This is a genomic window from Paraburkholderia sp. RAU6.4a (assembly GCF_050435625.1).
Classification (GTDB): Bacteria; Pseudomonadota; Gammaproteobacteria; order Burkholderiales; family Burkholderiaceae; genus Paraburkholderia; species Paraburkholderia tuberum.
The window spans coordinates 2285920-2309739 of sequence record NZ_JBNDKQ010000003.1 but is presented as its reverse complement, the minus strand read 5'-3'; the positions used below and the strand labels follow the sequence as shown (position 1 = coordinate 2309739).

The window sequence follows — 23820 nt, the reverse complement described above, 5'->3', positions numbered from 1 at the left end:
AGCGGTCCGAACATCAACAGCGCCCGAGACGCCACCTCCTGCGCGTCGAATGCGATCCGCTCCAGTCTCATCTCGCCGGCCTCGCTCCTCGAGAAGTCCAGCACATCACTGACGACCTCAAGCAGTCCGTCCGCCGAGGCCCGGATCGTCGTCAGACGGTCGCGCTGCAACGCATCCAGTTGCGAGCGCGACAGCAGTTCCAGATTTCCCATGATTGCATTCAGCGGCGTGCGGATCTCATGGCTCATCGCCGCAAGGAACGCCGATTTCGCCGCGTTGGCGGAGTCGGCCGCCTGCTTCGCGTCACGTAGCTGCCGCTCCAGACGCTTTCACGCCTGATACGCCGCTGGACGAAGGCGAGCACGAGTTCACGGTGGTGGAGCGTGATCCCGCAGGCAACGAAAGCAGGCCGTCGGAGCCGCACGTGGTGATCGTGGACACGACTGCGCCGGACCAGCCAGTCATTGGTGAAGTGATTGACGACGTGGGTCTGGTTCAGGGTCCTGTGGACAATGGCGGCAGCACGGACGACACGACGCCGACGCTGGTGGGCAAGGGTGAACCGGGCGACACGATCATCGTGATCGACAACGGCACGCCGGTTGGCGAGACGCAGGTCGACGAGGACGGCAACTGGAGCTTCACGCCTGATACGCCGCTGGACGAAGGCGAGCACGAGTTCACGGTGGTGGAGCGTGATCCCGCGGGCAACGAAAGCAGGCCCTCGGAGCCGCACGTGGTAGTCGTGGACACGACTGCGCCGGACCAGCCGGAAGTTGGCGGAGTGATTGACGACGAAGGTCCGATCCAGGGACCGGTGGGCAATGGCGAGAGCACGGACGACACGACGCCGACGCTGGTGGGCAAGGGCGAACCGGGCGACACGATCATCGTGATCGACAACGGCACGCCGGTTGGCGAGACGCAGGTCGACGAGGACGGCAACTGGAGCTTCACGCCTGATACGCCGCTGGACGAAGGCGAGCACGAGTTCACGGTGGTGGAGCGTGATCCCGCGGGCAACGAAAGCAGGCCGTCGGAGCCGCACGTGGTGATCGTGGACACGACTGCGCCGGACCAGCCAGTCATTGGTGAAGTGATTGACGACGAAGGTCCGATCCAGGGACCGGTGGGCAATGGCGAGAGCACGGACGACACGACGCCGACGGTGGTGGGCAAGGGCGAACCGGGCGACACGATCATCGTGATCGACAACGGCACGCCGGTTGGCGAGACGGAGGTCGACGAGGACGGCAACTGGAGCTTCACGCCTGATACGCCGCTGGACGAAGGCGAGCACGAGTTCACGGTGGTGGAGCGTGATCCCGCGGGCAACGAAAGCAGGCCGTCGGAGCCGCACGTGGTGATCGTGGACACGACTGCGCCGGACCAGCCAGTCATTGGTGAAGTGATTGACGACGTGGGTCTGGTTCAGGGTCCGGTGGACAATGGCGGCAGCACGGACGACACGACGCCGACGCTGGTGGGCAAGGGCGAACCGGGCGACACGATCGTCGTGATCGACAACGGCACGCCGGTTGGCGAGACGGAGGTCGACGAGGACGGCAACTGGAGCTTCACGCCTGATACGCCGCTGGACGAAGGCGAGCACGAGTTCACGGTGGTGGAGCGTGATCCTGCGGGCAACGAAAGCAGGCCCTCGGAGCCGCACGTGGTGATCGTGGACACGACTGCGCCGGACCAGCCGGTCATTGGCGAAGTGATTGACGACGAAGGTCTGGTCCAGGGTCCGGTGGACAATGGCGGCAGCACGGACGACACGACGCCGACACTGGTGGGCAAGGGCGAACCGGGTGACACGATCGTCGTGATCGACAACGGCACGCCGATTGGCGAGACGCAGGTCGACGAGGACGGCAACTGGAGCTTCACGCCTGATACGCCGCTGGAAGAAGGCGAGCACGAGTTCACGGTGGTGGAGCGTGATGCCGCCATTCGGCACCAGCTTGCAGTTGCTGCATCGCTCGCCAGCGCCAGATCAGACTTCGTTTGAGCGCCCGCAATGGCACTCGCCGGCAAGGCGAGCACGACCAGCAGCGACGAAACCAGCCATGACAGGGGGCGGAGCCGCAAACCGGAGAGGCCGTCCCCGTTGGTGATAAGCGCGGCAGCCTGTACGTCAGGAAAATCGTTTCGAGTCATGATCGTAACCGGTTAGATTGAAGTATGTGGTGCGACACCTGAACCGCAATCCAGACTCAGAAAACAATGAAGCAATGCTCGTCGTTTAAAGGATCGATTCGGCTAATTCGGGTGACCTTGGTGAACGAAACACGAGATTTCGTACTGGCTCCAATTGTCCGGATATCGGTGACCCCGCGAAATCAGACAGCCGCGACAACGCAGTGAGACTGGTACGAATTTTTTGTTCGCAGTCTTTCACAAGCACTGATTTCCGCGCGCGATTGTCTGACCAGATAGGGCTGCCCGTATCGACAGTGGCCAACCCATTGCTCGCCCATTTTCATCGAACCGTTGGCGCGAGAGCGGCGTGTCGAACAGGCGTGCGGCGAGGTTCGGATAGGGCACGTTCATGGCTGTGCCGAACAGTGAAGTTGTCACACGATTTCCTGCTGCAGTCGAAATTCCTGGTAGCAGCATCATTTCTGACTGGTTCGATACAATGAAAAATGTTATTCCCGTACCATCTCATTTATGTTATTGAGATTTTCACGGAGATAGCCATGAAGCGTTTCTCTCCGATTGAATTTTCGAACTCGCACAGCCATGCAAGCATCGCGAACCATGCCCATCCGTCTCGTTCCCGTGGGCATGCTATCGGTGCTGCGAAATCTGTGTGGCGCGCGTCGCTGAAGATGTGCAACATATCTTCCCGGTTCACGCATTTCCGCCTGTCGGGGCGAGAAACTGTGAAGGAAAAGGGTAATGCCCAAGTGCCGACTGCTGCTTCATGCCACTTTGTCTGTCACCTGCAGGCCTGAGGGCACGTAGTCTCGCTACGGAATATCTTCACCACCGCAAATCGATCTTTGATTTCGATCTGCTTGTGATTGTGATTTTGATTTTGACGGAACCCACCACACTCCTTGTACGCGTGTTAGGCGAGAACGCCGGCAACTATTCGCCGAATCTCGTTACTTTGTCGATGCGTAGCTATGCATATGAATCTCTGCGCGCCGATGACGGGCTCAATGACCGGACGATTCTCTACTGAAAGTGGCGGATTACGTGGCGGCCTTTAGCCGGCATTTTTATCGTGCTGACTTCGCGGGGTCATACGATCTATCAATTCGTCGTCGGCGCGCTGCTTGTGCTAACCATCACCTGACATAGATGACGGTGTGCGAAGACAGCGCGATCAGGATCGATGCGCATGCTGCCGCCAGTGCGATCGCGCAATCCGCGAGGGTCTAAAGGTGTCGCGACGATAACACTCATTGCCGCATCGGCTCTTGCCATAATCATGTTCATGTTGTCCTTCGGGCGGAGGCGCCGGCCGAAAGCCGACTACGCTCATAGCTCGCTACACATGGCCGACCACCAATGTGCAGACCTGTGACCACTGGCAGAGGTGGCTCCGGGAATTCGGACAGTTGATTGAGTGGAAAAGCTGGGGAGTGAGTCGGTCATAATGGCCGGCGAAGGAACCAGAAGATGACGAAACGAAACCGACGAACACATTCACCGGCGTTCAAGGCAAAGGTGGCACTTGCGGCGCTCAAGGGCGACAAGAAACCCTGGCAGAGCTGGCGCAGCAATTTGATGTCCATCCGAACCAGATCACAGACTGGAAGAAGCAACTGCAGGAGCGGGTTCGCGAGTTGCGCCAGGTTAATGAAATCCTGCGCAAAGCATCGGCGTATTTCGCACAGGCGGAGCTCGACCGCCGATCGAAGTGATGATCACGTTCATCGATGATCACCGGCAGGTCTACGGGGTCGAGCCGATCTGCAGGGTGCTGCCGATCGCCCCGTCGACGTATTACCAGCATGTGGCCCGGCGGGCCGATCCAGCACGCCGGCCGGCGCGGGCCCAGCGTGACGCAATGCTATGCGGGGAAATCCGGCGCGTGTGGGAGGAGAACTTCCAAGTGTACGGAGTCCGCAAGGTCTGGCTGCAACTCGCACGCGAAGGCATCCAGGTGGCCCGCTGCACGGTAGAGCGGTTGAAGAAGCTGGGCCTGCGGGGTGTGCGGCGCGGCAGATTCATCAGGACGACCGTTAGCGACAGTTCGAGACCTTGCCCGCTGGACCGCGTGCAGCGGCAGTTCAAGGCCGAACGACCTAACGCGCTGTGGGTGTCAGATTTTACGCTTGTAGCCGAGGAACCGTTCGATATCTGGACCAAGAAAGCTCCGGAAGCGGGTGGGAGATCTCATAGCACATCCTCCCTATCGCCTTGCGCGACATCGCGTAGTTGATCGATTGCCAGCTTGCCGTAAATCTGGGTAGAAGAGATGCTTCGATGGCCAACATAGTCGCCAATATGCTTGAGTGAGAAATGAGCATTGCTGGTGCAAAAGCGGCGCGACAAGACTGCGGCAAAGCGCTTCTTCCGGCGGGTGCTGCGTTCAAACCCGGTTCCGCGCAAGATCGTTACCGACCAGTTGCGCAGCTATCCGGCGGCGAAGGCTGATATTCCTGAGCTCGCTCATGTGAAGCACGTTTTCGTCAAGGCGGCTGCACGCGTGAACAACCGTGCCGAGAACAGCCGTCAGCCGACCCGCAGGCGCGAACGCCAGACGTGCGGCTTTCGCTATGCGCGTCGCACGCAGGCATTCCTCTCATGCTTCGGACCGATACGGCAGCACTTCGCGTTGCCCACACATCAAATGAACGCGGCATGGCATCGTGCCGTACTCAAAGAACGCTTCGCCACATGGCATGGTTGGACTGTTATTGCCGCGGTCGAGGAAGTTATCTGATAAGGATAGCTACGCTTTGGCTACGTAGTAGCCCTACGCCCGCCAAGTTGACAGAGCCCTGTGACGGCATGAAAAATGCGCGTCGTGAAATCGTGACGAGGAGTATTTTGCGGCAAGGTGCCGCAACACGTTGACATCGCCCGGCCACTCGCCGCGGTCAGTCCCGTGCAGGCATTATCAGATAGGCATTGGTTGCTCCCGCAACGTACGGCCGTGCCTTGATTTCCATGCGCGCAATGCCTTGCAAATGCACTTCATCTGGACCGTCGGCAAAGCGCAGCGCGCGTGCCCAGGTCCAGTTGTCGGCCAATGGCGTATCAGGGCTCAGTCCCATCGCACCGAAAACCTGCATCGCTCGCTCGCAAACATTGGCGTACACCGTTGGCAAGAGCGCCTTGATCATCGAGATCTCCTTGCGTGCTTCTTTGGCCCCAACCCGGTCGATCATCCAGGCCGCCTTCAGCACGAGCAGCCTCGCCTGCTCGATTTCGATGCGCGACTTCGCGATCCATTCGCCGACCGCGCCGTGCTCATGCAGCGCCTTGCCGAACGTCGTGCGCGACTGAGCGCGCTCGACCATCAATTCGAGAGCAAGCTCGGCCGCGCCGATCGAGCGCATGCAGTGGTGGATGCGCCCCGGTCCAAGACGCGCCTGAGCCAGCGCGAAACCGCTGCCCTCTTCACCGAGCAGATTGGCTGCCGGTACCCGAACATCGCGGAACACGATCTCGCAGTGCCCTTCCGGCGCAACGTGATTGACCACCGTTATGTTGCGCACGATCTCGACACCTGCGGTGTCCCTGGGGACGAGAATCATGCTCTGCTGCCGGTGCGCCGGTGCCTGCTGGTCGGTCTTGCCCATCACGATGAACAACTTGCAATGAGGATGCGCGGCGTTCGTGATGAACCATTTGTGGCCGTTGATCACATAGTCGTCGCCGTCCCGGCGAATCGAGGTCGTAATGTTGGTCGCATCCGAAGATGCGACCTCGGGTTCCGTCATCGCGAAAGCCGAGCGAATCCTGCCATCGAGCAACGGCGTCAGCCACTGGTCACGCTGGGCAGGCGTAGCGAACATGTGCAGCAGTTCCATGTTGCCGGTGTCGGGCGCGTTGCAGTTGAAGACTTCCGACGCCCACGACACCCGCCCCATGATTTCCGCGAGCGGCGCGTATTCCAGATTGGTCAGCCGCATGCCCGGCTCGTCGTCCCGCAGATGCGGCAGGAACAGATTCCACAGGCCCTCGGCACGAGCCTGCTCCTTGAGCGACTCCATGAACGACACAGGGTACTTCCCCTGGTTCACCTCATCGTGCCACTGCCGGATGCGCGGGACGATGTGTTTATCCATGAAGGCGCGCAACTGCTCGCACAACGCTTCGACCTTGGGGGTATAGCCAAAATCCATGATGATTCTTCCTTGCAAAATGTCCGCTTGAAACGACTGAGACCGTGCCTGCCGCCAATGGCTAGATCGTCAAACCGCCGTCGACGACAATGCATTCGCCGTTCGTATAACTGGCCGCATCAGAAACCAGATACAGCACCGTTCCCGCCATCTCGCGGGGCTCCGCGTGGCGGCGCAGTGGAACCTTCGAGAGCCAACGATCATAAGTTTCCTGATCCTCGAACAGGGCGCCGGCGAAACGGGTCTTCGTCAACCCTGGCAGCAGCGCGTTCACGCGGATACCCAGCGGGCCGCACTCCTTCGCGAACGCACGCGTCATATTGACGACGGCAGCTTTCGTGATCGAGTAGATGGCCTGTTTGTCGCCCGGTTGCAGCGCGTTGACCGACGCCGTATTGACGATAGCCCCGCCGCTGTTATCGCGCATCAGCTTGCCTGCCTCGACAGACATGAAGAAGTAGCCGCGCAGGTTCACCTCGACTGTCTTTTCGAACGCCGCCAGATCGGTATCGAGCACATGCCCAAAATACGGATTTGCGGCGGCGTTATTGACCAGAATATCCAGGCGCCCGTGCTGGCTGCGGATGGTCTGGAATGCAAGAAGAATGTCGTCAACCCGGCCGACGTGGCATGCAAGCGCCTGCGCGCTCCCGCCGGCCGACCGGATCCCGCCGACCACACCTTCACAGTCCTCCAGCTTGCGGCTCGAGACAATCACATGCGCGCCCTGCTCGGCGAGCAGCTTCGCAATTTCCTCGCCAATGCCGCGGCTCGCACCGGTCACGAGCGCAATCTTTCCCGTCAGATCAAATAAATTCGTCGTCACAACTGTCTCCAATATTCGCGGTCACCTGAATCCTGCCGATTCCTCACACACGCCACCAACGCGTGCACGTCCCGCCCGCATCAAAGGTCAAAGAAGATCAACGCCCATCTGCGCGAGCGTACCGGCCATCTCACCAACCTGGCGCGCCTTGTCGCTCGACGCATTGCCGTCCAGCGCCCGCTTCTTGACGCCCTGCGCGATCGCTGCGAGCCGGAAGAAGCTGAACGCCAGGTAGAAGTTCCAGTCTGCGATTGACGAAATCCCGCGACGCCGGCAGTAGCGCTCAACCAGGGCAGGTTCGTCGGGAATGCCCAGTGAGTTGCGATTCAGCCCGCTGAGCCCGGTGATATACCCCTCAGGGGGCAGCCGCAGGCACATGCAGAAGTACGCTAGGTCTGCCAGCGGATTGCCGAGCGTTGACAATTCCCAGTCGAGAATCGCGCGGACCGTTGGCGCGTTTTGTTCGAATATAAGGTTATCGAGGCGAAAATCGCCGTGCACCAGCGACGGTCGATCCGATTCGGCAGGACAATGCGCGGGCAGCCACTCGATCAACGCGTCCACCGCCGGCAGCGTCCCGGTCTCTGCGGCGCGATACTGCTTGGTCCATACACCGATCTGACGCTCGAAATAGTTGCCGCTGCGGCCATAGTCCGACAGCCCGACCGCATCAACGTCCACGTCATGCAGGACTGCCATCGTTTCGATCAGCGATTCATAAAGCGAGCCGCGCTCGCTGGCCGCCATTTCTGGCAGCGCCGGATTCCAGAAAATGCGCCCTTCCTTGTAGCTCATCACGTAGAACAGGCTGCCGATCACATCGCGATCTTCGCAAAGATGCAACGCTCGGGCGACCGGCACCGGTGTATTTGCAAGTGCGGCCAGCACGCGGAATTCACGGTCGACGGCATGCGCCGATTTCAGCAACGTTCCCGGCGGCTGCCGGCGTAGCACGTAGCGGCCGCTGCGCGCGTGCAGCAGGAACGTCGGATTCGACTGCCCATCGGCGAATTTCTCCACGGTCATGGGGCCTTCGAAGCCCGGCACGTGCGATGCGAGGTAGTGGGAGAGTTTGTCGGCGTCGAAATAAAGGTTATCGTTCATGAGGTGCAAAACATCCTGAAACGGGGTCAACCATAGGTGACGAATTCGCGGCCCTCGGGGCGATCGAGGTGAGGCACGCAATTGAAGCCGGCTAGCGACATCGCATCAGCGTTGAAGAAATACTGGCAGACGCTGCTGTTTCGGATCTGCATGTCGCTCAGTGCCTTGCGCGAGCGCGTTCAATGCCGGGTTGTCGTCACGCGCCGCCCGATAGAGCGCATCGAAGTCGTATTCATTCAGTCCGGCATGTTGCGTCATCTCGACGACAGGACTGCCCAATCCTTCAAGAATCGCATCCGCCGTCTGCCGATGGCGCCGCATCGTGCCAATGACGACGCGATCGAAACACAGTTTGGAATCGGCAAAGTATTCGCCAAGCCAACGCGCCTGGCGCGTTCCGATGTCTGAGAGCCGGTCATAGTTCTCGGCGCCGAAGGACGCCTGGCCATGCCGTATCAAATGGAGTTCTGCCATGCGATCCCTCATAAGTTCTGATCGACAGCATACTCAGCTCGATACCATTCCAAAAATTTATTATTGTGATTACGCGTCATAAAATATGGTGATAACACTAACCCGCTATGCGCTCGTCTCTCCCATCAGGCGGATGACCTGTTCTCGCAACCAGCGATGCGCCGGATCTTCAGCGGCACTGCGGTGCCAGTAGCAGCGCGACTCCATCTCGGGCAGGTCGAACGGCAGCTCGAGGATGCGGGCATCGTAGCGTTGCAGCAGCATGAGCGGTGCGGTCAGCACGAGGTCCGTACGCATTGCGATCAACGGTGCAACCAGGTAGTGCTGCACGCGCGTCAGGATCGTTCGCCTGACGCCGAGCTTGTTGAGTTCGGCGTCGACGAGCCCCGGGCCTTGCCGCCGGCTCGAGACGTGGATATGGCCGAGCCTGAGGTAATCGTCCATCGACAGTTTCTTGCGTGCGAACGGTTGATCGTGGCGCAGCATGCATGCATATCGATCCCCACCCAGCGGCGCGTGTTCGAGGTGAGGGTCATCGATCAGAGGGGCGTCGATGGCGAGATTCACGGCGCCGTTGGCCAGCGCGTCCGGAATGTTGCTTCGGGGAGTGAAGTAGCTTTCAATACGGATGCCCGGGGCCAGCCGCTGCAACACCTCTTCCAGCCCGGGCAGCAACAGCGCTTCGGTCAGGTCTGTCATGCTGAGCCGGAACACGCGTTCAGAAGCCGCCGGGTCGAACTGCTCGCCCGCGTGCGCGCTCGAGTCAAGCAGCTGCAGCGCTTCGCGCACCCGCCCAATGATGTTCTCCGTGAGGGGCGTCGGCACCATGCCGGTCGAGGTGCTGACAAATAGCGGATCGTTGAGCGATTTGCGCATGCGCGCCAGCGCATTGCTGACGGCGGGTTGCGTGATGAAGAGCATCTCCGCGGCGCGCGTGAGATTGCGCGTCCTGTAGATCGCCTCGAAAACGACGAACAGATTCAGATCGATCTTTGACAAAGGCACGATGGCATTTCCTGATCGGCGCTGCCGGACCCTGGTGGCGCGGTTCGCGACCACCTTTCTCTTGCAGTCCTTGCGCCGGCGCGGCATCGCCGCGCCGCATGGCGCCTTAGCTCGTTTCCGTGTGCAGCATCTCGGAACAGGCTTCGCTGGCGACCAGCTCGCGAATGTTGTTGGCAAAGCGCTGCAAAGCATGCAGGGATCCGTACACGCTCTTGTACTCTTCACGGCCGATCCGGCCTTCGAGCACGAGCAGCATACCCGAGTCGTTCGCAATCTTTTCGATATCCATCGCAACCTCCACTCAAATGTCGACGCATGCGCCGGCTTTCCTTACCCGGGCTACAGAGAAGCTCGCATTGCCGGCCGCCGCGGCTCGGGAGGAAACACGCACCACGATCCGTCGTCGTGGCGGAAAAAGATAATCGCCAGGGCTCCCGACGCCCGAAGCGACTCCACACGTACACATCGCATAGACCGCGACTTCGCGTAATTCATCCGGGTCAAACTGATCGGCGAGGCCGGCGTGGGGGCAAGCCATTTCTCGATCAGGCTTCGCAAAGACTCTACGTTGCTGCTCATTTCCTACTCCTCTACCTTCAGCACCCACGGCCGGCGATCTACCGGGCTCCTGCCATCAGCCTCCGTGTCCGACACACCGCCTATATGAAACGTTACTAAACATAGGTCATGATACAAAATAATGGCGAACAAAATAGACAGGGGATACCCTGTCTTTTCTGGCCGCCGTGGTGGCATTCCGGTTGCTAGCCGTTTCTTACGCCCGACGATTCCTCCAGCAGGAGGAGGTTGGCGGTCTCCATGAAACGCGCGTCGAGCGCCTTGGCACTATTAGCGCCCGAAACCCCGGTCGCCCCAAGCTCAGGTCGCTGTCCCGCATGCCTGCGAGCGGACCTCGAAGACTGCAATCGCACACCGCTGGGCGGCGACCTGGTCCTCCAGCGAGAGCGCCGCCTGCGCGGCCTGCTCGACCACGGCAGCATTGTTGCGGAGAGCACCTGATCCATGCGATTCACCGCGTCGTTCACCTGCCCGATCCCGCCGCGCTGTTCTTCTGAAGCTTCGAAGATGCTGTCGTTGATTTCGACCACGCGCTGGATCGCACGCCGAACGTCCTCCCATGTCCAGATTGCCGGAGCGAAGCACCTCGACGATGTCGTCGGATTGCGTCCGGAAGGCGGCCAGGACCTTCGCTACCCGGTCGGCCAGTCTGCGCTCATCCGTCGTCGCGATCTTTGCCGGATAGTAGTCACGCCAAGCCACATCGAGCTTCTTCTGCTCCTTGCCGATATCTGCCACGAGATCCGCCGCCCTCTCCTGTTCGTGCAACGCCTGGATGTAACGCATCTGCAGGCGGATCTTCAGCGCCGCCGCTTGCATCGCGGCGAGATCTTCGATCGGCACGGTACTCGCCGAATACATGCTGCCCATGTCGGTGCTGAGCCTTGCGAGACCTTACTGGCGTTGCCAAGTGACGCTTCAGAGACCGCCGATACGGTCGGCTACGTCACGCTTTCCTGCTATAGACACTGCACCAGCCCTTGCCCTCGACCTGCTTGCCTCCGAACATCGGGCAAGCCGCGAACGCATCGCTCGGCTTGCCCTGATAGAAGGTGCAATTCCCGCAGATCTGACCGGCCGCGTACTTCGCGTACCTCGCTTTGTCGACCTTGGTCGCGTCGGACTTGTAGCCGAGTGCCTGAGCCGTGGAGTCAGTGTCCGATAACTTTGGCGAATCGGCGAATGCGAGGCGCGAAAGTGCCAGACTCGAAGCGACACCGGCAGTCGTGATCATAAAAGTACGGCGAGATGCTTTCATGCAGGTCCTTATCGTTCAGGGAAATTTTTTGTCGACAAACCGGGAAATTTCCGGGGTATCAATTGTTGTGCCAATGGCGTTACGCCGCCTTAACCATATCCTCGATCACCTTCTTCGCATCACCGAACACCATCATCGTCTTGTCCATGTAGAACAGGTCGTTGTCGAGCCCGGCGTAGCCCGCTGCCATCGAACGCTTGTTGACGATCACCGTGCGCGCCTTGTACGCCTCGATGATCGGCATGCCCGCGATCGGCGACTTCGGATCGTTCTTCGCCGCCGGATTCACCACGTCGTTCGCGCCGAGCACCAGCACCACGTCGACCTGGCCGAACTCGCCGTTGATATCGTCCATTTCATAGACCATGTCGTAGGCGACTTCGGCTTCCGCGAGCAGCACGTTCATGTGTCCCGGCATCCGGCCGGCCACCGGGTGAATCGCGTACTTCACCTCGATACCCTTTTCGACCAGCTTGTCGGTCAGCTCCTTCAATGCATGCTGGGCACGAGCGACTGCCAGACCATACCCCGGCACTATCACCACGGTTTCCGCATTGCCGAGCATGAACGATGCATCGTCAGCCGAACCCGATTTCACCGGACGCTGCTCCGCCGCGCCGCCCACCGCCGCGCCCGGCTCGTTGCCGAAGCCACCGAGGATCACGTTGAAGAACGAGCGGTTCATCGCGCGGCACATGATGTACGACAGGATCGCACCCGACGACCCCACCAGCGAGCCGGCGATGATCAGCATCGGATTGTTCAGCGAGAAGCCGATGCCCGCCGCCGCCCAGCCCGAGTACGAGTTCAGCATCGACACGACAACCGGCATGTCCGCGCCGCCGATCGGAATGATGATCAGCACGCCGAGCACGAACGCGATGATCGTCATGATGATGAACGGCAGCCACGACTGCGTGAGGAAGAAGAGGACGCCGAAGCCGAGCATCGCGAGCGCGAGCAGCAGGTTGATCAGATGCTGTCCCGCGTAGACCACTGGTGCGCCCTGAAACAGCCGAAACTTGTACTTGCCCGACAGCTTGCCGAACGCGATCACCGAGCCGCTAAAAGTAATCGCGCCGACGAACGTGCCGATGAACAGTTCGATGCGGTTGCCGTACGGCAGCAAGCCCTCGATCGGCACGTCGGGATCGACGAGGCCGAACGCGGCCGGCTCCGACACCACCGCATACGCGATGCACACGGCCGCGAGACCGATCAGCGAGTGCATGGCCGCGACCAGTTCCGGCATCTTGGTCATCTCGACGCGCGCGGCGACGAACGCGCCCACCGCGCCGCCGACCACCAGCGCGACCAGCAGCAGACCGAGACCCAGACCGAGGTTCGAGCCGAGCCCGTTCGCCTGCTTGACGATCAGCGCGATGGTGGTGAGGATCGCGATCGCCATCCCGGCCATGCCGAAGGTATTGCCGATGCGCGCCGTCTTCGGATTCGACAGCCCTTTAAGCGCCTGGATGAAGCAGACCGACGCGACCAGATAAAGCAGCGTGACGACGTTCAGACTCATTACGCGTTCTCCCGGGTCGTGGATTGTGCCTTGTCAGCGGGGAGCTTCTTCGGCTCTTTCTTGCGGAACATCTCCAGCATTCGTCGTGTGACGAGAAAGCCGCCGAATACGTTGACTGCCGACAGCGCGACCGCGAGCGTGCCGAAGAACTTGCCGGGCGTGCCCAGGGTCAGGCCCGCGGCGAGCATTGCGCCGACGATCACGATCGCCGAAATCGCGTTGGTCACGGCCATCAGCGGCGTGTGCAGCGCGGGCGTGACGTTCCAGACCACGTGGTAGCCGACGTAAATCGCCAGCACGAAAATGATCAGATTGATGACGGTGTGGTTGATGATTTCCATCGCCGTTCTCCTTTAGTGGTTGCTCAGGCCTTGCGCGTGACTTCGCCGTCACGGGCCAGCAGCGTGGCCGCGACGATGTCGTCCGCGAGATCGATGGTGAGTGTCCCTTCCTTCGTGATGATCAGCTTGAGGAAGTCGAGCAGATTGCGCGCGTATAAAGACGACGCGTCGGCGGGCACCATCGAGGCCAGATTCGTATAGCCGACGATGATCACACCATGTTTCGTGACGACCTGGTCCGCTTCGGTCAGCGGACAGTTGCCGCCGCACCGGCCTTCATACTCCGCGCCGCGTCCGGCGGCGAGATCCACCAGTACGGAGCCGGGTTTCATCGCCTGCACGGTTTCCACTGAAATCAAGGTCGGCGCGGCGCGGCCCGGAATCAACGCGGTGGAGATCACCACGTCCGCCTGTTTGGCGCGCTCGTGGACCAGCGCCGACTGGCGTTGCAGCCATGAAGGCGGCATCGGCCGCGCATAGCCGCCGACGCCTTGCGCGGCTTCGCGCTCCTCGTCGGTTTCGTAGGGCACGTCGAGAAACTTCGCACCGAGCGATTCGATCTGCTCTTTCACGGCGGGGCGGACGTCGGAGGCTTCGATCACCGCACCCAGACGCTTGGCGGTCGCGATCGCCTGCAAGCCCGCGACGCCAGCGCCGAGAATCAGCACGCGCGCGGCCTTCACGGTGCCGGCCGCGGTCATCAGCATCGGCATGAAGCGCGGATAGAGCGTGGCGGCCAATAAAACCGCCTTGTAGCCCGCAATGTTCGCCTGCGACGACAGCACGTCGAGACTTTGTGCCCGCGTGGTGCGTGGCGCGGCTTCGAGCGCGAAGGCGGTGACACCCGCGGAGGCGAGCTTCGATGAGTTTTCGGTATTGAACGGATCGAGCATGCCGACCAGCACCGCGCCGCGTTTGAGCAACGGCAATTCGGCGTCGGTGGGCGACTGGACCTTCAGGACCAGATCGGCGCCGAACGCGGTCGCCGCGTCGACGATCTCCGCGCCGGCGGCCGTAAAGGCATCGTCAGGAAAGCTGGCGCCGGTGCCGGCGCCGCTCTGGATCGTGACCCGGTGGCCCTGGGTCACATACTTCTTGACCGTTTCGGGCGTCGCGGCGACGCGGGTTTCGTGCGCGCGCGTCTCGGCTGGCACTCCGATGTGCATATACCCTCTTTCGACGTCGTGGGAACGTTTTATTAAATGAAACGAGCCAGATTTGCCGTCACGCGAGACGGCAAATCCGCATCACAGGGACAAGTTGACAATGTCCGCATACGAACTAGCGATCAGCTACTCTGCGAGCACCGTTTCCGACGAACAACTGACGTGGACGACCAATCTTCTGTTCCGGATCGGCGATCATTTCGTTCCACTGCGCAATCCAGCCGACCGTACGTGCCATCGCGAAGATACAGGTGAACATCGACGTCGGGATGCCCAGTGCACGTTGCACGATGCCCGAGTAGAAGTCGACGTTCGGGTACAGCTTGCGCGACACGAAGTATTCGTCTTCCAGCGCAATCTTTTCCAGTGCCATGGCGAGCTTGAACAGCGGGTCGTCGTGCAGGCCCAGCTCTTCGAGCACTTCGTAGCAGGTCTCGCGCATCAGCTTCGCGCGCGGGTCGTAGTTCTTGTACACGCGGTGGCCGAAGCCCATCAGCTTCACGCTCGAGTTCTTGTCCTTCACCTGCTTGATGAACTCAGGAATGTTGTCGACCGAGCCGATTTCTTCCAGCATGGTCAGCGCGGCTTCGTTCGCGCCGCCGTGTGCCGGGCCCCACAGACACGCGATACCCGCCGCGATACACGCGAACGGATTCGCGCCCGACGAACCGGCGAGCCGCACGGTCGACGTCGACGCGTTCTGCTCGTGGTCCGCGTGCAGGATCAGAATGCGGTCGAGCGCGCGCACCAGCACGTCGTTGACCTCGTACTCTTCGCACGGGTTCGAGAACATCATGCGCATGAAGTTCGCGCTGTACGAGAGGTCGTTCTTCGGATACGCGAACGGCTGGCCGATGCTGTACTTGTACGCCATGGCGACCAGCGTCGGCAGCTTCGCGATCATGCGAATGGCCGACACTTCGCGGTGGCGCGGATTGCTGATGTCGAGCGAGTCGTGATAGAACGCCGACAGCGCGCCGACTGCGGCGACCAGAATTGCCATCGGGTGCGCGTCACGACGGAAACCACGGAAGAAGAAGTGCATCTGCTCATGCACCATTGTGTGGTTCGTGACCGTCTTCACGAATTCGACCTTCTGCTTCTCGTTCGGCAGCTCGCCGTTCAGCAGCAGGTAGCAGGTTTCGAGGAAGTCGGCGTTTTGCGCGAGGTTGTCGATCGGGTAGCCGCGGTAGAGCAGTTCGCCCTTGTCGCCGTCGATGTAGGTAATCGCCGAATTGCACGCCGCCGTCGACATGAAGCCCGGGTCGTACGTGAATTTGCCGGTCTGGCCGTACAGTTTGCGAATGTCGATCACATCCGGGCCAATCGTGCCCTTGTAAATCGGCATTTCGACGCTCGGCGACTCGTCACTGAAGGACAACGTCGCCTTGATCGCTGAGTGTTCCATATCTATCTGGTTTTCCAAAATAATAAAGTCGAGTTCCAGTACCTGTCGGACGATCGAAAACTACAAGCCACGGCCGGGTCCTCTTCGACAACCCCGCCACATATCGCGCAGCCCGCGAGGCTGGCGGCCCGCAATAACTGCAGTTCGCTCGTCGACACGCTGCTCAGTCGTAGCCGTAGACACCTTGTCCGGTCTTTCGACCAAGCCGGCCGGCGGCCACGAATTCGCGCAGCAGCGGGCACGCGCGGTACTTCGGGTCACCGAAATCCTTCGCGAATACATCTAGCACGGACAGGCAGACATCGAGCCCCACGAGGTCTGCGAGAGCTAGCGGGCCGATTGGGTGGTTCGCGCCAAGACACATGCCGGCGTCGATCTCTTCCGCCGTGGCAACGCCCTCTGCAAGCACGAAGAACGCTTCGTTGATCATCGGCACCAGAATCCGGTTGACCACAAAACCTGGGGCGTTCTTGACGCAGATCGGCGACTTGCCAAACCGCGTCGTCAGTTCGCGGATCGCCTGCACAGTGGCATCGTTCGTCTGCAAGCCACGGATGATCTCCACCAGCGGCATCAGCGGTACCGGGTTAAAGAAATGCATACCAACGAAGCGGGAAGCATCTGACAGCGTAGATGCAAGCGCCGTGATGGAGATCGACGAGGTGTTCGATGCGATGATCGAGTCGGCACGAGCTGAGGCTTCGATCTGTTTCAGGATGCGCACCTTCAGTTCGGTGCTTTCCGTGGCGGCCTCGATCACGAGATCGACGTTCGCAAGGCGCTGATAGTCGGTCGAGGTCTCGATGCGGGCGAGCGCCGCGTCGCGCGTGGCTGCATCGATTTTTTCTTTCGCGACGAGCCGCTCGAGGCTGGACGTAAGCGTCGCCATTCCCTTCACCAACGCCGCCTCGGCAAGATCGATCATCATGACCTTCAGTCCGGACACCGCGGCAGTCTGGGCAATGCCATTGCCCATGGTGCCCGCGCCGACGATTCCTACCGTTTCAATCGCCATATCTGTCGTCTCCTGCAAGTTCTCGTGTGCCGCTCACTGAAGGTTCTCGAAGATGGCCGCGATGCCCTGGCCGCCGCCGATGCACATCGTCACGAGCGCATAGCGCCCACGGATGCGCTGCAGTTCGTAAAGCGCCTTGACCGTGATCAGCGCGCCTGTCGCGCCGATCGGATGGCCGAGCGAGATGCCCGAGCCGTTCGGATTGACTTTAGCTGCATCGAGCTGCAACTCCTGCGCCACCGCACACGCCTGCGCGGCAAACGCCTCGTTCGCCTCGATGACATCAAGATCACCGATAGTGAGGCCGGCCCGCGCCAGCGCGATGCGCGTGGCAGGCACCGGGCCGATGCCCATATAACGCGGATCGACTCCCGCATGCGCGTACGACACGAGGCGTGCCATCGGTTTGCGTCCGAGCGCTTCAGCCTCCTTGCGCTCCATCATCAGGACCGCTGCCGCCGCATCGTTGATCCCGGAGGCGTTGCCAGCCGTCACCGTGCCGCGCTCTTTCTGGAACACCGGGCGCAGCCCGGTGAGTTCCGCCAGATCGACGTCCTGACGCACATGCTCGTCGGTATCGAACACGACCTCCTTGCCTTTGACTTTCCGCGTTATCGGGAGGATCTGTTCCTTGAAGCGTCCCTCGGCGATCGCGCGGGTGGCCCGGCGGTGCGATTCCAGCGCCAGTGCGTCTTGCTGGTCACGCGTGATGCCGTACTTCTGCGCGACGTTCTCCGCGGTAACCCCCATCGGCACCGCATGGAATGGATCGTTCAGCGCGCCGAGCATCATGTCGATCAGGCGGGCGTCGCCCATGCGCGCACCGAAGCGCGCATCGGGCGTCACATACGGGGCGCGGCTCATGTTCTCCGCACCGCCGCCGATCGCTACATCCGCGTCGCCGAGCAGAATGGTTTGCGCAGCAGAGACGACCGCCTGCAGGCCCGACCCGCAAAGCCGGTTGACGGTAAAGGCCGGCGTCGCTTCGGAGACGCCGCCGTTAAGCGCGGCGACCCGCGCCAGATAGAGGTCTTTGGGCTCGGTCGCGATCACGTTTCCGAACACGACGTGGCCGACCTGGTCGCCTGCGAGCTGCGCGCGCGCCAGCACCTCGCGCACGACGATCGCGCCGAGCTCAGTCGGTGGCAGATCCTTCAGACTGCCGCCGAATTTCCCGACGGCCGTGCGGACACCACTGACAACAACGACTTCCCTCTGCATCAGTTGCTCCTTGAATTGGTTGCTGTGCCCTTCTTGAAACGAAGCGCTGTCTGCCGATCACATATTCGGATAATTCGGACCGCCGCCGCCTTCAGGCGTCACCCACACGATGTTCTGCGTCGGGTCCTTGATATCGCAGGTCTTGCAGTGCACGCAGTTCTGCGCGTTGATCACGAGGCGTTCGCTGCCGTCGTCGTTCCTGACGAACTCGTAGACGGCAGCCGGGCAGTAGCGTGACTCGGGGCCGGCATAGGTCTGCCAGTTCACATTCACCGGCACTGAAGGGTCTTTCAGCGTCAGGTGAGCCGGCTGATTCTCTTCGTGGTTGGTGTTCGAAATGAACACGGAAGACAATCGGTCGAAGGTCAGCTTGCCATCTGGCTTCGGATACGTGATCGGCTTGCACTGCGAAGCCGGCTTCAGCATCTCGTGATCGGAATGCTGGTGATGCAGCGTCCACGGCACGTTGCCGCCGAGCAGCTTCTGCTCGATGCCGACCATCAGCGTGCCGAGGTACAGGCCCTTGCTCATCCACTGCTTGAAGTTGCGCGCACGATGCAATTCCGTGTGAAGCCACGAGGTCTTGAACGACTCCGGATAGGCCGTCAGTTCATCGCTGGTGCGGCCTGCCTGCACGGCTTCAAAAGCAGCCTCAGCCGCCAGCATGCCGGTCTTGATCGCGGCGTGCGACCCCTTGATGCGCGACGCGTTCAGGAAGCCCGCGTCGTCGCCGACCAGTGCACCGCCCGGGAACACCAGCTTCGGCAACGACATCAGGCCGCCCGCGGTGATCGCGCGCGCGCCGTAGGACACGCGCTTGCCGCCTTCGAGAATCGCGCGGATCGCCGGATGGGTCTTGTAGCGCTGGAATTCCTCGAACGGCGACAGATACGGATTCGAATAGCCGAGGCCGACCACAAAACCGACCACCACCTGGTTGTTGTCCATGTGATAGAGGAACGAGCCGCCATACGTGTCGTTTTCGAGCGGCCAGCCGGCCGTGTGCATCACCAGACCCGGCTTGTGCTTCGACGGATCGATTTCCCACAGTTCCTTGATGCCGATGCCGTAGACCTGCGGATCGGCGCCTTCGCGCAGCCTGAATTTGTCATTCAGTTGACGGCCGAGATGCCCGCGCGCGCCTTCGCAGAACAGCGTGTATTTCGCGTGCAGTTCCATGCCGAGCTGGAAGTTCCCGGTCGGTTCGCCGTCCTTGCCGATGCCCAGATTGCCGGTCGCGACGCCTTTGACCGAACCATCGTCGTTGTACAGAATCTCGGCAGCCGGAAAGCCCGGGAATATCTCGACGCCGAGCGCCTCGGCCTGCTGACCCAGCCAGCGCGTCACGTTCGCGAGGCTGATCACGTAGTTGCCGTGGTTCTTGAAATTGTCCGGCAGCGCCCAGGTCGGCACGCTCTTCGAACCGGTTTCCGTCAGGAACAGGAAGCGGTCTTCGGTCACGTCGACCGTCAGCGGCGCGCCTTTTTCCTTCCAGTCGGGAATCAGTTCGGTGATCGCACGCGGGTCCATCACCGCGCCCGAGAGGATATGCGCCCCGATCTCCGAGCCTTTTTCCAGTACGCACACGCCAAGCTCGACGCCCTTCTCCGCGGCCAACTGCTTCAGCCGGATCGCCGCGGACAGCCCAGCCGGGCCGCCGCCGACGATCACGACGTCGTATTCCATCGACTCGCGTGGACCGTATTGCTCGATGAGGCGAGCTTCAGTCATGATCCCCCCTTGCATCAGAACTGGTCTTCCGTCAGCGCCAGCACGCCCACGTCATCCTGCGCGCCGACGATGGCCGCTTCCAACGCGAGTGCCTGCGGCAGGACCTGCGTCGCGAAACAGTGTGCCGTCGCGATCTTCGCGTCGTAGAACGACGGATCGTCGCTGCGCTTCTCCGTGGCCACCAGTAGCGCCCGGGCGAACTGCCAGCCAGCCAGCACGATGCCGGCCAGCCTCAGATACGACACACTGCCGGCAAACACCACGTTCGGTTCCTGCTGGGCTCGGGCGAGCACAAACTCGACGACGTTCGCCAGCGCAGCGCGACCCGCCGCAAGATGACGGTAAAGCACCTGGAACGCTGGGCTGGACTCGTACGAGGCATGCTCCCACAACGCCGCAAGCGTTTCGTCAATCTGCTCAATCAACACCTTGGCGACCGCGCCGCCGTCGCGGAGCGTCTTGCGTCCGACCAGGTCGTTCGCCTGGATCGCGGTCGTACCTTCGTAGATCGTCAGAATGCGTGCGTCGCGGTAGTACTGCGCGGCGCCAGTCTCTTCGATGAAACCCATCCCGCCATGCACCTGTACGCCCAGGCTCGCGACGTCGATCGACAGCTCCGTACTCCAACCCTTCACGACTGGCACCAGATATTCGTAGATCGCCTGATGGTCGGCTCGCACCGGCTCGTCGGCGTGACGATGCGCGATGTCGCTGTGGGCAGCAGCGACGTAGGCGAGCGCACGGGCTCCTTCCGTCAACGCGCGCATCGTCGCGAGCATGCGGCGCACGTCGGGATGCTGAATAATCGCCACTGACTGTTTAGCCGAACCGTCAACCGGCCGGCTCTGCACGCGCTCCTTCGCATAGGCAACGGCTTTCTGGTACGCGCGATCGGCAACAGCGATGCCCTGCACGCCGACACCGAAGCGCGCCGCGTTCATCATGATGAACATGTACTCGAGCCCGCGGTTGGCCTCGCCGATCAGGTAACCGATTGCGCCTCCGTGATCACCAAATTGCAACACCGCCGTGGGGCTCGCCTTGATGCCCAGCTTGTGTTCGATCGACACACACTGCACGTCGTTGCGCGCGCCAAGCGTGCCGTCGTCGTTGATCATGAACTTCGGGACGATAAAGAGCGAAATACCCCTCACACCTTGCGGCGCGTCCGGTATCCGCGCGAGCACAAGGTGCACGATGTTCCCCGCCATATCGTGCTCGCCCCAGGTGATGAAGATCTTCGTTCCGAAAATGCGGTATGTGCCGTCGTTGCAGGGTTCAGCGCGTGTGCGCACGAGCGCGAGATCGGAACCGGCCTGCGGTTCAGTGAGGTTCATCGTACCGGTCCACTCGCCAGAGATCAGCTTCGGCACGTAGCGTTGCTTCTGCTCCTCGCTGCCCGCGGTCAATAGCGCCTCGATCGCGCCGTCGGTCAACAACGGACACAGCGCAAGCGACAGGTTCGCGGCATTCAGCATTTCGATGCACGGTGTGGCAAGCAGTTTCGGCAACCCTTGGCCGCCATATTCGATGGGGTGAACGACACCCTGCCAGCCGCCCTCGGCGAACTGCTGAAATGCTTCCTTGAAGCCTGGCGAGGCGGTGACCGCCCCATCCGTCCAGCTGCTCGGGTTCCTGTCTCCTTCGACATTCAGTGGCGCCAGCACGTCCGCATTAAAGCGGGCGGCTTCTTCGAGGACTGCCTGCGCAGTTTCAACTGTCGCGTCCTCGAAGCCGGGCAGCGTCGACACGTGTTCGAGACCTGCAAGTTCATTCATGGCGAACAGCATGTCCTTGACGGGCGCGGAATAGCTCATCCTGTGTCTTCCCAATGGTGGAATTTAAGGGGTGCCATGACACTGGAACGCCAGGTCCTGCACGGCAACGATTGACGGACATCGTAGCCTCGAACATGGCGAATCCGGCTGACCGAACCGGACCATCTATTGACAAAGTCGGCCACGGAATACGAGCAATCCGGTCGTGTAGCCGTGGCGCGGCGCGTTTTTCACGGCCGATGCGCGACAACACCGGCCCCTCGTGCAGGCCCGGTGTTGTCAATGGAATCAGGTGCCGCGGCGGTACGCGCCAGGTGTGCTGCCCGTCCAGTGCCGAAAGGCCCGCTGGAAGGCGGTCGGATCATCGAAGCCGATATCATGCGGTGGACGCGGAAACGCAAAGCGGACTTGCAGCAGCGGAATCTTCTGGCCGACGAGCCAGGACGCCACGCCGTGCGCGAGTTTCAGCATCAGTTCCTGACCAAGGACCTCGGCCGATTGCAGACCGAACTCACCCCACGCCGAGAGGACAAGCGGAGCAAACCCGAGCAATGCCTTAAGTGGTTGCGCCAACGCCATGCAAGCGTGCCGGTAACGTCCGTGCGCGGCGGAGCAACTGCCAGCCGAACAACAACATCCACAGCGGCAGAACCAGCACGACGACCATTTCACTGGCATTCGAAAGCGCGTCGAGATCCGGAAAAAAGCCGAACACGAAAAACAAGCCGAAAGCCCAGCCGACGATCTTCAACAGAATCGCTCCCTTCCAGCCCGCGTTCTTGAGCAGTTTGGCCGCAATCAACGTCCAGAAAAGCACGAGGGGGCCTTCGATCCACCAGAGCCCGTTTTGCGTCCCATTGGCTATCGCTGTCCATACTGCCGCCGCTGCGCCTCTCGTGGCATCGTTCCCGCCCGCATACAGATGTGCCAGCGGGTGAAGGATTGCAAACTGCATAACTGCGCCTGTCACGCCCACCATGACATACAGCACGACTGCCATTGCCACCATGTTGCCGAGCGCGCCCAACTCCTCACGAAATACGTGCACGAAGTATCCGCCGATGACGAGGAACGGCAGGTAGAAGCCAAGCGTGTCGGCAACCATGCACCAGCGGAACAGTTCGCGGATATCCGGTGGCAATGCCAGCATCGATACACCATGCAGCACCATGTCCGCATCCGGGCCCGTCACCGCGACAGACAATCCAACATTCGCGTACGCCAGAATGCCGCCGATGATGGCACTCCAAGCCGTAAAGCGCATTACCTTGCGCGAGGTCTGATTCATCATAGTCTCCAGGATAAAACCTTCAGCGCCGCCCGCGCATAACTCCCGGTTGTCGCGGACCGCGGCAACAGCAACGTTCTTCATTCAATTGCAGTAGGGAGTAGCGTTCCTCGAAGCCACGCTCCCGCTTCGAACACGCTCAAGGGCGCAGTAGCCGTAATAGATCGCCGGCATGAAGTAGGCCCACGTGCACAGCGCAAGCGTGTAAAAATTGAGCACGACGTTGGTTTCCTCACCAGGAATCTTGTAGAAATCGTAGATGCCGGCAATCGCGAGCGACGTCACCAGCGCCACTGCCACGCCCAGCGCCTCAAGCATCGCGCCGACGTTCAGCAATCGCACGATGAAATAAGCGAGATAGATCGACAGCCAGATCCACATCGCCAGATAGTAATAGGGCAAAACGCCAGCGATGAAATCCGCTCCCACAAGGACGAATGTGAGCGCAAACGAGGCGACGAATGCCGCGACGTCCTGGCGAATTGACGGCTTGTAGCCATGCGTAATCGCCATCATGCCCGCGACGGCGATGATGGGCATGCCGAATCCGCGAGAGAACGCATCGAAGAAGTGCGCTACCTCATAGGAAACTGCATTGCCAGTGGCAAAGAATCCGATGGCGTTCGTCGCGGAGATACCGACAATCCACATCTCCAGCCCGAGAAGATAGTTTCGTTTCTTAACGATCTTCCAGCCGTAGAAAAATGAGCTCAATGCCAGCAAAGCACTAGAGAGCATAAGAACTAAAGATCTGAGGTCCATGACTAAACTCCCAACTCAGGTT

The 23820-nt window shown here is 60.9% G+C and carries 20 protein-coding genes, 5 pseudogenes and 1 other annotated feature; of the genes and pseudogenes, 5 read left to right on the top strand and 20 right to left on the bottom strand.

Going from position 1 to position 23820, the window contains the following annotated elements; translation table 11 throughout:
- Positions 1-86: 86 nt before the first annotated feature.
- Positions 87-323, bottom strand: a pseudogene (locus OKW40_RS35255) (histidine kinase dimerization/phospho-acceptor domain-containing protein); the annotation flags it as partial.
- Between the two features lie 53 nt (positions 324-376).
- On the opposite strand from OKW40_RS35255, the gene OKW40_RS35250 reads away from it, so the two are divergent.
- From OKW40_RS35250 to OKW40_RS35230, 5 genes and pseudogenes are all read left to right on the top strand, one after another.
- A complete protein-coding gene (locus OKW40_RS35250; protein ID WP_429493656.1) occupies positions 377-2014 on the top strand; it encodes an Ig-like domain-containing protein in 1638 nt (545 codons plus the stop codon).
- 691 nt (positions 2015-2705) lie between these two features.
- The gene (locus OKW40_RS35245; RefSeq protein WP_429354097.1) at positions 2706-2963 is read left to right on the top strand and encodes a hypothetical protein; all 258 of its coding nucleotides are present in this window, start codon (positions 2706-2708) and stop codon (positions 2961-2963) included.
- 242 nt (positions 2964-3205) lie between these two features.
- On the top strand, positions 3206-3310 hold the full coding sequence (locus OKW40_RS35240) for a BCCT family transporter (protein ID WP_184060798.1): 105 nt from the start codon (positions 3206-3208) through the stop codon (positions 3308-3310).
- A gap of 326 nt (positions 3311-3636) precedes the next feature.
- A pseudogene (locus OKW40_RS35235) lies at positions 3637-4294 on the top strand (transposase); the annotation flags it as partial.
- Positions 3839-3955 (top strand) — a sequence feature (AL1L pseudoknot). It overlaps the preceding pseudogene by 117 nt.
- A gap of 195 nt (positions 4295-4489) precedes the next feature.
- Positions 4490-4906: pseudogene (locus OKW40_RS35230) on the top strand (DDE-type integrase/transposase/recombinase); the annotation flags it as partial.
- A gap of 157 nt (positions 4907-5063) precedes the next feature.
- On the opposite strand, the gene OKW40_RS35225 reads toward OKW40_RS35230, so the two are convergent.
- The 19 genes and pseudogenes from OKW40_RS35225 to OKW40_RS35135 form a co-directional block, all read right to left on the bottom strand.
- Positions 5064-6314: an acyl-CoA dehydrogenase family protein gene (locus OKW40_RS35225; protein ID WP_429493655.1), complete on the bottom strand. Its 1251-nt coding sequence runs from the start codon at positions 6312-6314 to the stop codon at positions 5064-5066.
- Between the two features lie 61 nt (positions 6315-6375).
- Positions 6376-7140, bottom strand: coding sequence for an SDR family oxidoreductase (locus OKW40_RS35220; protein WP_429493995.1), 765 nt, complete (start codon positions 7138-7140; stop codon positions 6376-6378).
- A gap of 87 nt (positions 7141-7227) precedes the next feature.
- Positions 7228-8244 carry a phosphotransferase gene (locus tag OKW40_RS35215; RefSeq protein ID WP_429493994.1) on the bottom strand — a complete coding sequence of 339 codons (1017 nt, stop codon included), beginning with the start codon at positions 8242-8244 and terminating at the stop codon, positions 7228-7230.
- Between the two features lie 105 nt (positions 8245-8349).
- Complete coding sequence (locus OKW40_RS35210; protein ID WP_260321157.1) at positions 8350-8730, bottom strand: histidine phosphatase family protein; 381 nt, start codon at positions 8728-8730, stop codon at positions 8350-8352.
- Positions 8731-8823: 93 nt separating this feature from the next.
- The gene (locus OKW40_RS35205) at positions 8824-9723 is read right to left on the bottom strand and encodes a LysR family transcriptional regulator (protein ID WP_184060796.1); all 900 of its coding nucleotides are present in this window, start codon (positions 9721-9723) and stop codon (positions 8824-8826) included.
- 106 nt (positions 9724-9829) lie between these two features.
- Positions 9830-10012, bottom strand: a complete 183-nt coding sequence (locus OKW40_RS35200) for a hypothetical protein (RefSeq protein WP_429354101.1) — start codon at positions 10010-10012, stop codon at positions 9830-9832.
- A gap of 590 nt (positions 10013-10602) precedes the next feature.
- Positions 10603-11178: pseudogene (locus tag OKW40_RS35195) on the bottom strand (MCP four helix bundle domain-containing protein); the annotation flags it as partial.
- A gap of 70 nt (positions 11179-11248) precedes the next feature.
- Entirely contained in the window at positions 11249-11560 is a 312-nt protein-coding gene (locus tag OKW40_RS35190) for a high-potential iron-sulfur protein (RefSeq protein WP_429493654.1), read from the bottom strand.
- A 79-nt stretch (positions 11561-11639) separates the two neighbouring features.
- On the bottom strand, positions 11640-13088 hold the full coding sequence (locus OKW40_RS35185) for an NAD(P)(+) transhydrogenase (Re/Si-specific) subunit beta (protein ID WP_429493653.1): 1449 nt from the start codon (positions 13086-13088) through the stop codon (positions 11640-11642).
- Entirely contained in the window at positions 13088-13429 is a 342-nt protein-coding gene (locus OKW40_RS35180) for an NAD(P) transhydrogenase subunit alpha (protein WP_184060740.1), read from the bottom strand. Before OKW40_RS35180 ends, OKW40_RS35185 begins: the two co-directional genes overlap by 1 nt.
- A gap of 23 nt (positions 13430-13452) precedes the next feature.
- Complete coding sequence (locus OKW40_RS35175) at positions 13453-14595, bottom strand: Re/Si-specific NAD(P)(+) transhydrogenase subunit alpha (RefSeq protein WP_429493652.1); 1143 nt, start codon at positions 14593-14595, stop codon at positions 13453-13455.
- 115 nt (positions 14596-14710) lie between these two features.
- The gene (gene gltA / locus OKW40_RS35170) at positions 14711-16003 is read right to left on the bottom strand and encodes a citrate synthase (RefSeq protein WP_429493650.1); all 1293 of its coding nucleotides are present in this window, start codon (positions 16001-16003) and stop codon (positions 14711-14713) included.
- Positions 16004-16166: 163 nt separating this feature from the next.
- Entirely contained in the window at positions 16167-17018 is an 852-nt protein-coding gene (locus OKW40_RS35165) for a 3-hydroxybutyryl-CoA dehydrogenase (protein ID WP_429493649.1), read from the bottom strand.
- A gap of 33 nt (positions 17019-17051) precedes the next feature.
- Positions 17052-18239, bottom strand: coding sequence for a beta-ketothiolase BktB (gene bktB / locus OKW40_RS35160; protein WP_429493647.1), 1188 nt, complete (start codon positions 18237-18239; stop codon positions 17052-17054).
- 57 nt (positions 18240-18296) lie between these two features.
- Positions 18297-19985 carry an electron transfer flavoprotein-ubiquinone oxidoreductase gene (locus OKW40_RS35155; RefSeq protein ID WP_429493646.1) on the bottom strand — a complete coding sequence of 563 codons (1689 nt, stop codon included), beginning with the start codon at positions 19983-19985 and terminating at the stop codon, positions 18297-18299.
- Positions 19985-21787, bottom strand: a complete 1803-nt coding sequence (locus OKW40_RS35150) for an acyl-CoA dehydrogenase (RefSeq protein WP_429493645.1) — start codon at positions 21785-21787, stop codon at positions 19985-19987. Before OKW40_RS35150 ends, OKW40_RS35155 begins: the two co-directional genes overlap by 1 nt.
- A 333-nt stretch (positions 21788-22120) precedes the next feature.
- Positions 22121-22234, bottom strand: a pseudogene (locus OKW40_RS35145) (AraC family transcriptional regulator); the annotation flags it as partial.
- A gap of 70 nt (positions 22235-22304) precedes the next feature.
- Positions 22305-23120: a hypothetical protein gene (locus OKW40_RS35140; RefSeq protein ID WP_429493643.1), complete on the bottom strand. Its 816-nt coding sequence runs from the start codon at positions 23118-23120 to the stop codon at positions 22305-22307.
- Complete coding sequence (locus tag OKW40_RS35135; RefSeq protein WP_429493642.1) at positions 23121-23798, bottom strand: hypothetical protein; 678 nt, start codon at positions 23796-23798, stop codon at positions 23121-23123. It abuts the gene before it with no gap.
- Positions 23799-23820 lie beyond the last annotated feature (22 nt).

Bases quoted from the DNA above. Each gene is read 5' to 3' on its own strand.
- OKW40_RS35245 (WP_429354097.1), top strand. From the start codon at position 2,706: ATGAAGCGTTTCTCTCCGATTGAATTTTCGAACTCGCACAGCCATGCA.
- OKW40_RS35225 (WP_429493655.1), bottom strand. From the start codon at position 6,314: ATGGATTTTGGCTATACCCCCAAGGTCGAAGCGTTGTGCGAGCAGTTG.
- OKW40_RS35215 (WP_429493994.1), bottom strand. From the start codon at position 8,244: ATGAACGATAACCTTTATTTCGACGCCGACAAACTCTCCCACTACCTC.
- OKW40_RS35210 (WP_260321157.1), bottom strand. From the start codon at position 8,730: ATGAGGGATCGCATGGCAGAACTCCATTTGATACGGCATGGCCAGGCG.
- OKW40_RS35200 (WP_429354101.1), bottom strand. From the start codon at position 10,012: ATGGATATCGAAAAGATTGCGAACGACTCGGGTATGCTGCTCGTGCTC.
- OKW40_RS35190 (WP_429493654.1), bottom strand. From the start codon at position 11,560: ATGAAAGCATCTCGCCGTACTTTTATGATCACGACTGCCGGTGTCGCT.
- OKW40_RS35185 (WP_429493653.1), bottom strand. From the start codon at position 13,088: ATGAGTCTGAACGTCGTCACGCTGCTTTATCTGGTCGCGTCGGTCTGC.
- OKW40_RS35180 (WP_184060740.1), bottom strand. From the start codon at position 13,429: ATGGAAATCATCAACCACACCGTCATCAATCTGATCATTTTCGTGCTG.
- OKW40_RS35175 (WP_429493652.1), bottom strand. From the start codon at position 14,595: ATGCACATCGGAGTGCCAGCCGAGACGCGCGCGCACGAAACCCGCGTC.
- gltA (WP_429493650.1), bottom strand. From the start codon at position 16,003: ATGGAACACTCAGCGATCAAGGCGACGTTGTCCTTCAGTGACGAGTCG.
- OKW40_RS35165 (WP_429493649.1), bottom strand. From the start codon at position 17,018: ATGGCGATTGAAACGGTAGGAATCGTCGGCGCGGGCACCATGGGCAAT.
- bktB (WP_429493647.1), bottom strand. From the start codon at position 18,239: ATGCAGAGGGAAGTCGTTGTTGTCAGTGGTGTCCGCACGGCCGTCGGG.
- OKW40_RS35155 (WP_429493646.1), bottom strand. From the start codon at position 19,985: ATGCAAGGGGGGATCATGACTGAAGCTCGCCTCATCGAGCAATACGGT.
- OKW40_RS35150 (WP_429493645.1), bottom strand. From the start codon at position 21,787: ATGAGCTATTCCGCGCCCGTCAAGGACATGCTGTTCGCCATGAATGAA.
- OKW40_RS35140 (WP_429493643.1), bottom strand. From the start codon at position 23,120: ATGAAGAACGTTGCTGTTGCCGCGGTCCGCGACAACCGGGAGTTATGC.
- OKW40_RS35135 (WP_429493642.1), bottom strand. From the start codon at position 23,798: ATGGACCTCAGATCTTTAGTTCTTATGCTCTCTAGTGCTTTGCTGGCA.